We start from the raw sequence: 15,485 nt of genomic DNA on the forward strand, positions 1-15,485 counted from the left end.
AAAGGCTTTTATAGATTTGTATAAATAAAAAAGCCCCCAATCATGGAGGCTTTTTTGTAATAACGTCAATCTTCACAGATATTAGTTAAAACCACTTTGAACCAAAGTGAAAATGAATTGCTGTAATTCAGGTGATATTGCGAAGAACGCATATTTAGAAATCGCAATCACTGGATCTGGATAAACACCAATCACAAGTACCGCAAGTGCAGCAAGTAATACCATGATACCACCGACTTTTTGACCCCAATGATTCACCGCATCTAGACGTGGTGTTTCAGGTGGTGTCATGTACAGCACGACCATCACGCGCAGGTAGTAATACAAACCAATACCTGAACCCAGAATAACCATTGCAGTCAGGAACCAGGCTTCGCCTGCAACTGCGGTTTTAATTACCAGGAACTTACCGATAAAGCCGGCAGTTAAAGGAATACCAGCAAGAGACAGCATCATTACGGTTAATACAGCAGTCAGAACTGGACGACGCCAGAACAGACCACGGTATTCAGCCAGACTACCCGCTTCATCCGTATTGTTATACGGACTCGACATCAGCGTCACAACACCGAAAGCACCAATCGTGGTTAATACATAAGTAATCACATACACGTTTACACTTTCAAAAGTCGCGAAACCTTGAACCTGTAAGAAATCGGTATTACGTGAACTGACGATGGCAACCAGCAAATAACCAAAGTGCGCAATTGAAGAGTATGCCAGAATACGTTTCAGGTTCACTTGGCGAACAGCCAGCAAGTTACCTGCAAGAATCGACAATACTGCAATAATCGAAATGATCGTTACGAAGCTGTCTGCCAGGATTAAACCTGAAGACAAAACATAACGAACAAACAGACCAATCATCGCCACTTTTGCCACAGTCGCAAGGAAAGTCGCGATTGGTGCTGGTGCACCTGCGTAGACGTCTGGTGTCCATTTGTGGAATGGTGCCAGCGATAATTTAAATGCCACAGCAAATACAATTAAGGCCAGACCAATTATCACAGCTGGCTGACTGAATACAGTAAACAGTTTGCCCGGTTCAGCAACGAAACTTAAAGTACCGGTATAGGCATAAATATATGCCATACCCATCAGCAGCATTGCAGACGCAGTTGCTGAAAGCACCAGATATTTCACACCTGCTTCAAGCGATTGAGAACGTTGATGTGTATATGCCAACAGGCCGTATACAGGAATCGACATCAACTCAAGGCTAATAAAGAATGATGCATAGTGCGAGCTTGCCACCATTAACATTGCACCCGCGACGGATATCAACATCAAGATATACAGCTCTTCACGGTTATCTTTATAAGTTTCGATATACGCGTGTGACAAGGTACTACAGGCAAGTGCAGCAATCAGAATCACAAACTGGTACAACATCGTAAATGGATCTACGATGAACAGATTCATCACATTGGCAGGTGCAAATGTGCCTGCCAACAGAACGAAAATGATATAGAACGCCGCTAAGTTCAGACCAACAACAGTCGTCGTCGCAACAAGATTATGGTTACGCTTGATTGCCGTCAGCAACATCACGACGATCGCAGTTAACGACACGATCATCACAGGTGCGAGCGGCATAAGCTCAGAAAAAGACATTGTGAAGTTCATGGCTTATTGGATCTCCACATTTTCAAGTTGAGTCGTTACCTGATCAGCAACTTCAACCACTTCTTGAACTGGAATGTAGCTATTCGCTAACCACGCCATGCTTGAGTTAGACACATCAAGGAAGCTTTGTGGGTATAGACCAAGCCAAAGTAGACCAAACGCACAGATCAACAATAACGCGATTTCACGTACATTCAGATCTTTTAACGGATGTGTATAGTGCTGTTTTTGCGCTTCGTTTGGCACACCAAACAGGGCTTTGTGAATCAGGATCAGACCATACAGACCTGCAAAGACCAGACTGATTGCCGCAAGAATAGTGAACGCCGGGAATTGTGCATAAGCACCCATCAAGATCAGGAACTCACCAATGAAGTTACCCAGACCTGGAATACCGACAAGCGCCGCAACAAAGAACATCAGGAAGAATGCAAGATACGGGAACTGACCACGCATCCCCCCCATCAAACGCATGTCACGCGTATGCACACGCTCATATACCTGACCACACATAATGAACAGTGCAGCAGAGGAAATACCATGTGCCAACATCATGATCATCAGACCCTGGAAGGTCAGGATGTTACCTGCGTAAATCGCAAGTAAAACAAAGCCCATGTGGGAAATAGATGTATACGCCAGTAAGCGTTTCATGTCGGTTTGCTGGAAAGCACACCAAGCACCGTAGAAGATACCGATTAAACCCAGAATGATCGCGATATCTGCAAACTGAGCCGAAGCTGCCGGGAAGAACGGAATCACGAAACGCAATAAACCGTACGCCGCAGTTTTAATCAAGATACCTGCAAGGTCAACAGAACCCGCTGTTGGTGCTTGCGCATGCGCATCTGGTAACCAGCCGTGTAATGGGAAAACTGGAAGTTTTACCGCAAAACCGATGAATAAACAGATCATGAATGCATAAGCAAGCGCTGGAACCTGAGCGTCAAGCGTATTCGCCACACCTAATAAATAGTTGTAGTCGAAACGGATTTCGCCAGTCATGGTATAGCCTACAGTCACCAGACCCAGGATACCAATCAGCATCACCAAACCGGCAACCTGCGTGTAAATGAAGAACTTGTTTGCTGCATAAACACGTGACTTGCCCTCTGCCCCTTTATGACCCCAAAGGGCAATCAGGAAGTAGATCGGCACCAGCATCATCTCCCAGAAGAAGAAGAACAGGAACAGGTCAATCGCCAGGAATACACCGATCACACCACCCAAAGACCATAAAAGGTTCAAGTGGAAGAAACCAACGTTCTTTTGAATCTCACCCCATGAACAGCCGACTGCCAGCACCCCCAGGAGTGCAGTCAAACCAACCATAAGAAGTGATAAACCATCCACGGCTAAGTGAATGTTAATGCCAAGGGTCTGAATCCAAGGCAGTTTGAATTCGGCAGCCCACGAAGGTGTCGCAGCGCCTAATTCATAGTTATAGGTACCAGTTTGCCAAAGGACGATGGTCAGAACCAAAGTCACCAGCATACCGATTAGCGCGATATAACGCGGCAAGTGTTGGTCGAGTTTATCGACCAACCAGCATATGAAACCTGCAATGAACGGAATGAGGATCAGAGCCGGCAAAATAATATTGTTTGGAGCTTCCATTTTATTTCCCCACGACCTGAATCACGATCAAGATCATCAGTAGGACAACGACACCGAGCCCCATACTAGATGCATATTCACGCAGTGAACCGGTTTGACGTGAACTTGTAAAGCTGTGACCACTTTTGACCAGTGCAGGAAGTACTAGCCATAAGCCATCAATTGGATCACGACCGAACAATTTAGCGAACAGCAAATATGGCTTGACGAAAATCAGGTCATAAAGCTTGTCGAAACCTAATGCATTACGGCAGATATTAACCAGACCCGCACCTACAGAAGTGGCAGCAAAACGTTTGACTGCATTGTAAGCAAAAGCGAACAGCACCACACCGACCACAAGACCCGTCAATGCAACAGCAATGGCGATGTATTCAGCACCATGTGCACCTGCTTCAAGCGCTTCAGGAATAATGAAGGCTGGAATTTGGGCTGCATCTAGAATGCTCATCACGGGTGCTTTCAGTACGATTGCCAGACCTGTCGAAAGGACAGCAAGAATCGCCAGTGGCGCCCAGTAAGTTGCACCTTTGATTTCATGATAAGGCGTGTTTTCTTTGCCGAAGAATACCACCCAGATTAGACGGAATGTATAAATCGAGGTTAAGAAAGCACCTGCAACACCGACCCAGTACAGCGTGTTATACACTGGTAAACCAGCAATATGACTTTGCGTCCAGACTGCAGCAAGAATTGCGTCTTTTGAGAAGAAACCAATGGTCAGGAATGGAATTGCTGCCAAGGCACCGCCACCAATCGCGAAACATGCAAACAGGAATTTGTTCTTGTAGAACAAACCGCCCATCTTGAAGATGTTTTGTTCGTGATGGTAAGCCAGAATCACCGCACCAGACGACAAGAACAAGAGTGCCTTGAAGAATGCGTGAGTCAGCATGTGGAATAGACCCGCCTGGTATGCTTCAGCACCTACTGCCATAAACATATAACCGAGCTGACTCATGGTTGAGTAAGCCAGAATACGTTTGATGTCGGTCTGAACCAATGCAGCAAAACCAGCTACAAGCAAGGTCACCGCACCTGTGATCGAAATAAACACCATCACTTCTGGCGCAAGTTTAAAGACTGCAAACAGACGGCAGCACAGGTAAACACCCGCCGTTACCATGGTTGCAGCATGGATCAATGCAGAAACAGGTGTTGGACCTGCCATTGCATCGGCCAACCATGTTTGTAATGGGATCTGTGCAGATTTACCTGCCGCACCCAAGAACAATAACAATGCTGTCCAGATGGTCAGCGAAGAACTTTGCGTCATTACAGTCGCTGCATTTTCAACGATGTACTGAATGTTCAAAGTACCGAATTGCTGGAAGATCAGGAACATGGCAATCAGCAGGAATACGTCACCGATACGGGTAACAGTAAACGCCTTGATTGCCGCCAGACCATTTGCAGGGTTCTGGTAGTAATAACCAATCAGCAGGTATGAACACAGACCTACACCTTCCCAACCTAAGAACAATAACGCCAAGTTATCGCCAAGCACGAGAAGCAACATGCTTGCAACGAACAGGTTGAAGTAAGAGAAGAAACGTGCAAAGTCTTCTTCACCGCGCATGTACCATGAAGCAAAGATGTGAATTAAGAAACCCACACCTGTCACCATGCCCAGCATTAGTAAAGACAAACCGTCGAGTTGCAAGCTGATGCCCGGTGCAAAACCACCGACATTGAACCAGGTCCACAGGTGCTGAACATAGAGTTCTTTACCATTGTTAACAAAGTCCAGACCTGCAATCAGAGCAAACAGTGCCGATAAACCAACTGCACCGACACCAATTATCGCTGCAACATTTTCAGGAAGCTTGTTGCGCCCCGCCGCTAACAGGACAAAACCAATGAGCGGAAATAAAATTGTTAGATATAAATAACTCATCCGCGCATCTCACTAGCAGCATCCACATCCAGGTGATGGAAGCGATGATAGAACTGAAGGACGATCGCAAGACCAATACAAGCCTCTGCCGCAGCAAGCGTCAGGATCAGGATGAACATGATCTGACCATCTGGCTGTGCCCATGCACTGCCCGCCAGGACGAACGCCAAAGCAGCAGCGTTCATCATGATTTCAAGGCTCATTAAAATAAATAGTAGGTTGCGTCGCACCATTACACCGTAAAAACCCAGTGCAAAGAGAATAGATGCAACGATCAAACCATGCTCTAAAGGGATGTTGCCCATTATTCTTTTTCCTCTTCTGCATCTGGCTCACGTTTACCCAAATGGAATGCAGCTACTAATGCAGCAAGCAATAACATCGCGGCAACTTCAACCAACAACAAGTACTGCGTAAAGAGTGCTTGACCCACGGCTTTCGGGCCCACCATTTCCACACCCATTACCAGTGAAGGCTGTGCGTAATCAGAGTTTAATACCCATACCAGTACCAGACCGATCAGGAAGCTCATCAGCGCCGGATAAGCCCACGCCGATGAAGTTAACCATTTACGTTCTTGTTCAACGGTTTGTTCACCCAGATTCAGCATCATCACCACGAACACGAACAACACCATGATCGCGCCAGCATAGACAATAATTTCGAGGGCAGCCGCGAACGGCGCACCAACGATCATGAACATGCCTGCAACAGCAAGCAAGGATACAATCAGGCTTAATAAAGCATGTACCGGATTCGCGTTAGTCACCACGCGAACCGTAGAGACAATGGCCACAAGGGCCATTAAATAAAATGGCCACATCATGGTAATAGACTCCGTACATCAACAGGTGCACTTTCACGCTGTGCTTGACCTTTGTCCTTGCCTGCAACTGCCATACCGGTGACACGGTAGAAGTTATAGTCAGGATATTTACCAGGACCTGAAATCAGCAAGTGTTCTTTTTCATAGACCAGGTCTTGACGAACATATTCACCGAGTTCGAAATCCGGGGTCATTTGAATGGCTGTGGTTGGACAGGCTTCTTCACACATACCGCAGAAAATACAACGTGAGAAGTTGATACGGAAAAACTCCGGATACCAGCGACCATCTTCACGTTCTGCTTTTTGTAATGAGATACAGCCTACCGGACAGGCAACCGCACACAGGTTACATGCGACACAACGCTCTTCGCCATCAGGGTCACGCGTTAATACAATACGACCACGGAAACGTGGTGGCACGATTTCTTCGGCCGGCACTTCTGGATATAAAATCGTGTCACGTTTACGCGTTACATGGCTAAACACCATCCAAAGCGAACGAACAATCGATCCAAATCCAGCTAGAAATTTAAACATTTTGTTCTCCCTGCCCTTACCACAAGATCACGGCACCAGTCACCAACAGGTTGACTAGAGCTAATGGCAAGCAAATTTTCCAACCAAAATTCATTACCTGGTCATAACGTGGACGCATTAATGAACCACGTGCCAACACGAACATCATTACAAAGAATGCTGTTTTGATAATGAACCAGAATGCTGCTGGAAGGAACGGAATTTCAAGGTTGAATGGCGCGAGCCAGCCACCGAAGAATAACGTCACGATTAAAGCAGAGATTAGTACTACGTTGACGTATTCCGCAACGAAGAACATCCCCCACTTCATGCCGCCGTATTCGACATGGTAACCTTCAGCCAGTTCTTGTTCTGCTTCTGGTTGGTCAAATGGATGACGATGCGTCACCGCAACACCCGCAACCACGAAGATCAGGAAGCCAAGGAACTGAGGCACCACGAACCAGACATCACGTTGTGCTTCAACGATTTCACGCATGTTGAATGAGCCGGCAATTGCCACCACACCCATCAGCGAGATCCCCAGGAACACTTCATAAGAAATGGTCTGAGCCGCAGAACGTAAACCACCGAGTAAGGCGTATTTGTTGTTGGATGACCAGCCACCGAACAGTACTGCATAGACTGCAATACCTGCCATTGCCATAAAGAACAACAGGCCGATGCTCATGTCTGCCACACCTAGATAAGGTGAAACAGGAATAACCATGAACGACAGCACCGCAGTTGCCATCGCAACTGCTGGCGCCATACGAAAAGTCAGTTTGTCAGCAAATTTTGGTGTCCAGTCTTCCTTGAACATGATTTTCAGCATGTCGGCAACAATCTGGAACATACCGCCCGGACCGACACGGTTCGGACCGTAACGGTCTTGCCACAAGCCGAGTAAACGGCGTTCAATAAAAGACATCAACGCAGCGATCAATACCACAACCAGTAAGATCACGATCGCTTGAATGACTGAATAGGCGATTGGCCAGTTTTCAGCCCACAACGGCGTTTGACGGATTAATTCTTGTTCCATGAATTACACTCCAACCGCGACTGAAACAGGCTCTGCCAGAGATACCGTCGGTGCAAGACCGATTGGGTAGCCAATATAACCTGTCGGTAAGTATTCAATGACTTGTACAGGCAGAACAATAGAGGTCTCGCCTGCTTTTACTGTCATTGTTTGACCATCTTGAACATTCAAGCGGGCTGCATCCTGTTCACCGACCGCAAATACCGCTTCAGGAATACGTGTTTCCATTGCCGGTGTTTTTACGGTGAATTCACCTGAACCAAAGATATGGTGCATTGGAACTAGGCGGAAGCTTTCAGCATTAACCAAAACAGGTGCCGGTGCAACAAAGGTACGTGCCGGAAGTTTTGCCAAACGGTCGAATAAACGAACGCCTGAATCACCACCTTTCAAATGACCGCCGACATTGTCCTGGAATTTGTTCCAGGCTTGCGGCGAGTTCCAGCCGGCAGACCATGCAAATGGTACCAGTGCTGAAGGTGTTTGAGTTCCGACATAACCTTCCATCGAGAAGGTTAATGCAGAGTCTTTGTCCACTGGCTGTTTTGGCTCATGGACAGACAATGGCGCGCGCATCGAAGTACGACCTGAGTAACGACGTGGTTCACGTGCTACTTTAAGACCATGGACACGGAAGCCCGCATCAGGCGCAACATCCAGAATGCCTTCAAGTGCAGGTACGTTTTTCGCAACTGACTCGATCACATCATCCAGCAACGTCCAAGAAATCGCTTTGCCTTTCACGCCTGTTTCCAGAGCGTGTAACCAGCGCCAAGATTCTTTGATTGCCAATTCAGGATTGTAGTAGCTCGGGTCATACACTTGGTAGAAACGTTGTGCACGGCCTTCTTGCGATACCACCGTACCATCACCTTCAGCAAAGCTTGCAGCAGAAAGCACGATGTCGGCTTTTTTCACTGTTTCAGTTTCAGAGTGATCTAAAACAATCACGTCTTTGCCTGAAAGTGCAGCATCCACTTGTGCAGCAGGTAGACGACGATACAGATCGTTTTCAACCACGATCACTGCATCATAATCTTGTGCAAAGGCTTGCTCTAAGCTTTGACCACCGAAGATTGCCATACCCATCGAGTTCACTTCAGGAACTGTCAAGGTCAAGCCTGCATTACCCAGATTTTGTGCAACTTGTGCAGCAGCTTCCATGATGGTTGCGTCTTGTAGGCTTGTACCAGAGATGATCAGTGGTTTCTTCGCAGCTTTTAAGGTGTCGGCAATCGTTTGTGCAAATGCTTTCGCATCGTCATCTAAACCGAGAATTGCTTCACCCTTCACGCCCGCAGCAACAGCAAAACCTAAACGCGCGATGTCGTTTGGAGAAGCAACCACTTCGCCTTCCGCTACGTCAGACAAACGGGTTTGTGTCGCAGCCAGGATGTAAATCGGAGATTTCGCATCTTGAGCAATACGTTGTACCGGCTCAGCCAGCCATTCCTGGGTACGACGTTCCGCTGCCATCTCTTTGCCTTTATTTTTCGCAGCTTGGCGAACAGATAAAGCCATACGAGGCGCAGTTTGGGTTAAATCTTCACCTAAGATCAGAACTGCATCATAGCTTTCAATTTCACGCATATTCGGGTTGTAAACACCCTCGGTTTGCATGATTGAAGCTGCAAGTTCAACCAGATTTTGCTCTTTTTGAGATAAACCTGTTGAGAAGTTCTCTTGACCCACCAACTCACGCAGCGCGAAGTTTGATTCAAGTGATGCACGCGGTGAACCAATCCCCAAAACTTTTTTGTCCTGGATATTTGCAATGACCGTATCAAGTGCTGCATCTACTGAAACAGTTTCTACAGTCGCACCTTTACGGAATTGTGGCTGACGCGGACGGTCTTCGCGGTTCACATAACCTGTACCGAAACGGCCTTTATCGCATAGGAAGTATTGGTTAACTTCACCATTGAAACGGTTTTCGACACGGCGAAGTTCACCATAACGCTCACCCGGAGAAATGTTACAACCTGAAGAACAGCCTTGGCATACGCTTGGCGCATATTGCATGTCCCATTTACGGTTATAACGTGCCGAATGAGTTTTATCGGTAAATACACCTGTTGGACAAACTTCAGTCAGGTTACCCGAGAATTCAGATTCTAAAGTGCCTGATTCTGGACGACCGAAATACACACGTGATGCGTTGGCATACACGCCGAAGTCCGTACCACCTGCATAGTCTTTGTAATAACGCACACAACGGTAACAGGCGATACAACGGTTCATTTCGTGAGAAATGAATGAGCCAAGCTCTTGGTTGTAATGGGTACGTTTGGTGAAACGGTAGCGACGACGGTCATGCTGCGTCATTACGGTCATATCTTGTAAATGACAGTGACCACCCTCTTCACAGACCGGACAGTCGTGCGGGTGGTTGGTCATCAAGAATTCAACAATCGAAGCACGGAAATCTTTTGCTTCTTTGTCTTCAATCGAGATGTAGGTATTGTCAGATGCAGGCGTCATACATGACATGACCAAACGACCACGGGTATCTTCCGGATTCGCGTATTGAGTCACGGCACATTGACGGCAAGAACCGACAGAACCTAAGGACGGATGCCAACAAAAGTATGGGATATCAATGCCAAGACTCAAACATGCTTGTAGCAAGTTTTCCGAGCCGTTGACTTCATACGATTTGCCATCGACATGAATTGTAGCCATAGTCGAATTCCTTAAGCTTGTTCTACGGAGCTAACTTGAGCAGCGGCATTCACCACCTTCGCTTCAAATTCGCCACGGAAATGTTTGAGTGCGCCCATGAGCGGTTCCATTGCACCCGGTGCGTGGGCACAGAAAGTTTTACCGATCCAAAGCTTACGCGTTAACTCTTGTAAGTGATCGATATCTTCCTGTTTACCTGTGCCATTTTCCAGCGCTTTTAACGCTTTCACTGCCCAAGGCAAGCCATCACGGCAAGGGGTACAGAAACCACATGATTCGCGTGCAAAGAATTCTTCTAGGTTACGTGTTGCTGAAACCATACATTGGGTTTCATCAACCACCATGAGCAGACATGTTCCCAAACGAGAACCTGCTTTCATGATGCTTTCCGCATCCATCGGAAGATCGATATGCTCGGCCGCCAGGAAGTCCGTTGATGCACCACCCGGTAACCATGCTTTCAGCGTTAAACCATCGCGCATACCACCCGCGTGATCTTCAATCACTTCACGCGCAGTCGTACCAAAAGGCAATTCCCATAGACCCGGGAATTTCACTTTACCTGATGCACCATAGATTTTGGTACCTGGATCTTTCGATTTGCCCGCAGACAAGCCGATATACCATTCAGGGCCACGCAGCATGATGGCGGGTAAGTTGTTGTAGGTCTCTACGTTGTTAACAATCGTAGGACGACCCCAAGCACCTGCAACTTGCGGGAATGGCGGTTTGGTACGCGGGTTGGCACGACGGCCTTCAAGCGAGTTAATCAATGCAGTTTCTTCACCACAGATATAACGACCTGCACCGGTATGCACGTGTAACTCGAAGTTCCAGCCAGTACCCAGAATGTTATCCCCTAAGTAACCTTTGGCACGAACTTGCTCAAGCGCTTCATTTAAGTACTGAGCCGCTTCGATGTACTCGCCACGGATAAAGATATAACCATGGGTTGCTTCAAGCGTATAACCCGCGATCAGCATCCCTTCGATCAGTTGATGTGGAAGATCTTCCATCAACAAACGGTCTTTGAAGGTACCTGGTTCCATCTCATCGGCATTACAAATCAGGTAACGTGGACCTGAATTGTCATTTGGCGCCATCAGTGACCATTTGATGCCTGCCGGGAAGCCTGCACCACCACGACCTTTAACAGTCGCTGCCTTCACCACGTCCAATACATCTTTAGGCGACATCGACAGGGCTTTTTTAAAGCCTGCATAACCTTCGAGCGCTTCGTAATCATCTGCATTACGTACGTTCGCTTGTTTGCTTAAACGCCATGTGAGTGGATGCGTTTCCGGGTTACCGTCGCCATAAATTGGTTTTGGTTCAGTATTCATACATACTTCTCCAACAGCTGTTTCACCGAAGTCACTTCAACCAGACCGTGCGTGTCTTCATCAATCATTAAGGTTGGACCTTTGTCACAGTTGCCCAGGCAGCAAATTGGCAGCAAGGTAAAACGACCATCTGCAGTCGTTTGACCAAACTGAATGCCTAATTCGCGCTGGAATGCTTCTGCCAAAGTTTCCGCACCCATCAAGAAGCACGCAATCGAATCACATAACAAAATTACGTGACGACCGACCGGCTGACGGTAAATACGGTTATAGAAGGTTGCCACACCTTCCAGATCTGCAACGCTCATGCTCAGCATTTGCGCGATGGCATTCATTTGCGCATCATCTACCCAGCCATTACGGCGTTGTACACACTTTAGCGCGTCCAGACATGCCGCACGTGGGTATGGATAGTGCCCCATGTGATGTTCGATATCGTGAATTTCGTCCGCAGTCAAAATTCCTTCAACGTTCACACGTGGCTTTTTATCAGTCAAAATCATCATAATGCGTTTACCCCTTAGCGATCCACGTCAGCCATTACGACGTCAATGGTCGCTAAATAAATGATTAAGTCAGACATGAGGCTGCCGTTAATCACAGAAGGCATTTGCTGTAAATGCGTGAAGGTTGGTGTACGAATACGGGTACGGTAACTCATGGTTGACTTGTCTGAAGTCAAGTAGTAGTTCGACGCACCTTTCACCACTTCCGCCATCACAGATGCTTCACCTGCCGGCATTACAGGACCCCAAGATACGCTTAAGAAGTGCGTAATCAAGGTTTCAATATCTTGTAATGTCTTGTCTTTTGGTGGTGGAACAGCCAGTGGATGGTCTGCTTTGTACGCACCAGACGGCATGTTGTCTAGACATTGCTTGACGATTTTCAGTGATTCTTCGATTTCACGGAAGTGAACCATGACACGTGCATAAGCATCGCCTTCGTACTCTAAAGGAACCTCGAAATCGTAATTTTCGTAGCCGCTATACGGACGATATTTACGAACGTCAAAGTCAATACCTGTTGCACGAAGACCAGTACCGGTTACACCCCAAGCCAATGCAGATTTAGCGTCATATTGCGCTACACCTTGTGTACGACCCATGAATACAGAGTTGCGTAATGCAGCTGTGTAGTATTCATTCATACGCTTCGGCATCCAGTCGAGGATTTCGCGAATGAGGTGCTGCCAGTTGTTTGGAAGGTCGTGCGCAGTACCGCCAATACGGAACCAAGCTGGGTGCATACGGTAACCCGTGATCGCTTCAATCGCGTCATAAATCTTTTGACGGTCAGCGAACATATAGAATACTGGGGTCATACCGCCGGCATCCTGAATTGCAGTACCAATAAACAACAAGTGGTTATTGATACGGAACAATTCCGACATCATCACACGGATACATTGCGCACGGTCCGGTACAGTAATGCCCGCCATTTGCTCCACGCCCATCACATAAGGCATGTTTTGTGCACAACCACCCAAGTAATCGACACGGTCTGTATACGGAATGAATGAATGCCAGGTTTGACGTTCAGCCATCTTTTCCACACCACGGTGGTGATAACCGATATCAGGCACACAGTCTTTCACTTCTTCGCCGTCCAACTGCAAAATCACACGGAATGCACCGTGCGCAGATGGATGGTTAGGCCCCAAGTTCAGGAACATGAAGTCTTCATCGGCATTACCGCGCTTCATACCCCAATCTTCAGGCACGAAACGCAGATGTTCCTGTTCGTAGTCCTGCTTGGCCTTGTCTTGCAAATACGGGGTATATTCAGTCGCACGTGCAGAATATTCTTTACGTAGCGGATGACCTTCCCAATAGGTTGGCAACAAGATACGACGGAGCATTGGATGCCCTTCGAAATTGATCCCAAACATATCGTAAGCTTCACGTTCGTACCAGTTGGCATTTGGCCAGATGTTGGTTGCCGTCGGAAGATTCAGATCACTTTCAGCTAAGGCAACCTTAATACGAATGTCAGTATTACGCTCGAGCGACAACAAGTGGTAGAACACTGTGAAGTCAGACGCAGGTAAACCGTCGCGGTGCGTACGCAGACGCTCATCTACCGCAGACAAGTCGAACAACATCACGTAAGGACGTGATACTGTACGCAAGAACATTAAAACTTCTTGTACACGTGCGCGCTCAACCCAGACTGTCGGGAAATCCTCGAAAGTCGTTTGCACATAGAAGTTCTCACCAAATTTGGTTTTGAGTTCTTCAATGATGGCAAATGCTGGGCGTGAATCAACTGGTGTTGATTCTGGCATAGCAATGTCAGTTTCAGCCATTGGCTTGGCTTCCTATTTAATACAAATTCAGTCAACCTAAACGACAATTACACCCATAGCGGGTGCAGCAAAAAAGACCAGTCGTTTAAATTATTTAATTTCATCCATAGAGCGCAAGTTCTTCACAGCAACACGCTGATCTTTCTTACGGTCACGTTCCGGCATCATCTTTGGCTTATACACTGGCTTAAGATCATCACCGATCACCGCAGAAAGCGGACGACGCTCGAGTTGAATCTGGTCTTGCAACAGCATTAATGCCTGAATCAAAGCTTCAGGACGTGGTGGGCAGCCGGGAACATAAACATCGACCGGGATGATTTTATCCACACCTTGTACCACTGAATAAATGTCGTACATCCCACCTGAGTTGGCACATGCACCCATTGAAATGACCCATTTCGGTTCAAGCATCTGTTCATACAAACGTTGAATGACAGGCGCCATTTTCACAAAGCAGGTACCCGCCACAATCATTAAATCCGCCTGACGCGGTGAAGCACGAATCACCTCGGCACCAAAACGTGACAAGTCATGCACACCGGTTAAGGTCGTCGCATACTCTACATAGCAGCATGATGTACCAAAGTTAAACGGCCAAACTGAGTTTTTACGACCCCAGTTGACTGCTGTATGTACCACATCCTCTAAACGAGTCATGAATACATTTTTATTCACTTCTTCTTCAAGTAACGGATCTTCTACAAGGATACGCTCTTGAAGTGGATATTGATCAGCATCCGGATTCGCACGGGTTAATGTATATTTCATCCCGTCTTACTCCTTATCAGATGATTTAGCCGGTGAGCTTTTCACACGACCAGAGGATTGAGCTGGGATTTGACCTGTAGGGTCGATTACCAATTCTTCAATTGAGTTAAAGCGCGTAATTTCTGCTAGATCCATATTTGGCGAACCAATCTTAGCTTTAATTCCTGCGGCTTTACGTTTGTCTGAAGGTGCCCAGTTGAGTGCGCCTGTGGATAATTCGTAAACCAAACCAACAAGTAAAACTAAAATAAAGATAGCTGCAGTTGCAAAACCAATCCAACCTACTTCACGAACAGAAACCGCCCATGCATATAGATAAAGTGCTTCTAAATCAAACACCACGAAGAAAATTGCAACTAAATAGAACTTTGCAGACAAGCGGATACGAGCCCCACCTGCACCAACAACACCTGACTCAAACTGCTCCTGCTTGGCACGGCCCCATGATTTACCCCCGAGGAGTAATGGGACGGTCAGCATAAAGACGCATAAAAATGTAACGCCGATCACGAAGGCAATAATTGCCCATTCGTATGGAGTAATAGCACTCATGCGGGGATAACTCCTGGCAGGCCTATTTGTTAACAAAGAATGTATGTATTGGCCTTCAAATACACCAAACACAAAATTAATCCCGCCAATTGTACCTGATTTTGGATTTCACTTGCTAGTTTATAAGCCTTAGTCTTTGGGATGATTTTTTAGGCATTTCAGCATTTAATTTGCGTTTGATCTCTCAACATCCGATTTAATCGTTTTATTGGATTAAGTTTTAATTTTCTATTAATTTTTCTATAAACAGTATTCCTGAAAAATAAATCCATTTCAGATCATTCTTGTTTGGCCTCTGGC

Annotated in this window: 13 protein-coding genes; all 13 read right to left on the reverse strand. The window is 46.8% G+C overall.

Going from position 1 to position 15,485, the window contains the following annotated elements; genetic code table 11:
• Nucleotides 1-81: 81 nt before the first annotated feature.
• The 13 genes from nuoN to ndhC all read right to left on the reverse strand — a co-directional run bounded on the left by nuoN (nucleotide 82) and on the right by ndhC (nucleotide 15,185).
• Entirely contained in the window at nucleotides 82-1,626 is a 1,545-nt protein-coding gene (gene nuoN, locus FTV30_RS10045) for an NADH-quinone oxidoreductase subunit NuoN (protein WP_074383461.1), read from the reverse strand.
• 3 nt (nucleotides 1,627-1,629) lie between these two features.
• The gene (gene nuoM, locus FTV30_RS10050; protein WP_074383462.1) at nucleotides 1,630-3,243 is read right to left on the reverse strand and encodes an NADH-quinone oxidoreductase subunit M; all 1,614 of its coding nucleotides are present in this window, start codon (nucleotides 3,241-3,243) and stop codon (nucleotides 1,630-1,632) included.
• Nucleotide 3,244: 1 nt separating this feature from the next.
• On the reverse strand, nucleotides 3,245-5,140 hold the full coding sequence (nuoL, locus tag FTV30_RS10055) for an NADH-quinone oxidoreductase subunit L (protein ID WP_180001530.1): 1,896 nt from the start codon (nucleotides 5,138-5,140) through the stop codon (nucleotides 3,245-3,247).
• A complete protein-coding gene (gene nuoK, locus FTV30_RS10060) occupies nucleotides 5,137-5,445 on the reverse strand; it encodes an NADH-quinone oxidoreductase subunit NuoK (RefSeq protein WP_004280769.1) in 309 nt (102 codons plus the stop codon). Before nuoK ends, nuoL begins: the two co-directional genes overlap by 4 nt.
• Nucleotides 5,445-5,963, reverse strand: coding sequence for an NADH-quinone oxidoreductase subunit J (gene nuoJ / locus FTV30_RS10065; protein WP_171063341.1), 519 nt, complete (start codon nucleotides 5,961-5,963; stop codon nucleotides 5,445-5,447). Before nuoJ ends, nuoK begins: the two co-directional genes overlap by 1 nt.
• Nucleotides 5,963-6,505 carry an NADH-quinone oxidoreductase subunit NuoI gene (gene nuoI / locus FTV30_RS10070; RefSeq protein ID WP_005097919.1) on the reverse strand — a complete coding sequence of 181 codons (543 nt, stop codon included), beginning with the start codon at nucleotides 6,503-6,505 and terminating at the stop codon, nucleotides 5,963-5,965. The genes nuoJ and nuoI overlap by 1 nt, the downstream gene beginning before the upstream one ends.
• A gap of 16 nt (nucleotides 6,506-6,521) precedes the next feature.
• A complete protein-coding gene (gene nuoH, locus FTV30_RS10075) occupies nucleotides 6,522-7,529 on the reverse strand; it encodes an NADH-quinone oxidoreductase subunit NuoH (RefSeq protein WP_005097920.1) in 1,008 nt (335 codons plus the stop codon).
• A gap of 3 nt (nucleotides 7,530-7,532) precedes the next feature.
• A complete protein-coding gene (gene nuoG, locus FTV30_RS10080) occupies nucleotides 7,533-10,211 on the reverse strand; it encodes an NADH-quinone oxidoreductase subunit NuoG (protein WP_180001531.1) in 2,679 nt (892 codons plus the stop codon).
• An 11-nt stretch (nucleotides 10,212-10,222) separates the two neighbouring features.
• Nucleotides 10,223-11,554, reverse strand: a complete 1,332-nt coding sequence (nuoF, locus tag FTV30_RS10085) for an NADH-quinone oxidoreductase subunit NuoF (RefSeq protein ID WP_005097923.1) — start codon at nucleotides 11,552-11,554, stop codon at nucleotides 10,223-10,225.
• Complete coding sequence (gene nuoE, locus FTV30_RS10090) at nucleotides 11,551-12,060, reverse strand: NADH-quinone oxidoreductase subunit NuoE (protein ID WP_004280775.1); 510 nt, start codon at nucleotides 12,058-12,060, stop codon at nucleotides 11,551-11,553. Before nuoE ends, nuoF begins: the two co-directional genes overlap by 4 nt.
• A gap of 14 nt (nucleotides 12,061-12,074) precedes the next feature.
• Nucleotides 12,075-13,862 (reverse strand): NADH-quinone oxidoreductase subunit C/D, encoded by a 1,788-nt coding sequence (nuoC, locus tag FTV30_RS10095; RefSeq protein WP_005097924.1) that lies wholly within the window; start codon nucleotides 13,860-13,862, stop codon nucleotides 12,075-12,077.
• Nucleotides 13,863-13,952: 90 nt separating this feature from the next.
• A complete protein-coding gene (locus tag FTV30_RS10100) occupies nucleotides 13,953-14,633 on the reverse strand; it encodes an NADH-quinone oxidoreductase subunit B family protein (RefSeq protein ID WP_005097925.1) in 681 nt (226 codons plus the stop codon).
• A gap of 6 nt (nucleotides 14,634-14,639) precedes the next feature.
• The gene (gene ndhC, locus FTV30_RS10105) at nucleotides 14,640-15,185 is read right to left on the reverse strand and encodes an NADH-quinone oxidoreductase subunit A (RefSeq protein ID WP_005097926.1); all 546 of its coding nucleotides are present in this window, start codon (nucleotides 15,183-15,185) and stop codon (nucleotides 14,640-14,642) included.
• Between the last annotated feature and the right edge of the window lie 300 nt (nucleotides 15,186-15,485).

Source organism: Acinetobacter sp. YH12255 (genome assembly GCF_013417355.1).
GTDB lineage: Bacteria > Pseudomonadota > Gammaproteobacteria > Pseudomonadales > Moraxellaceae > Acinetobacter > Acinetobacter pseudolwoffii.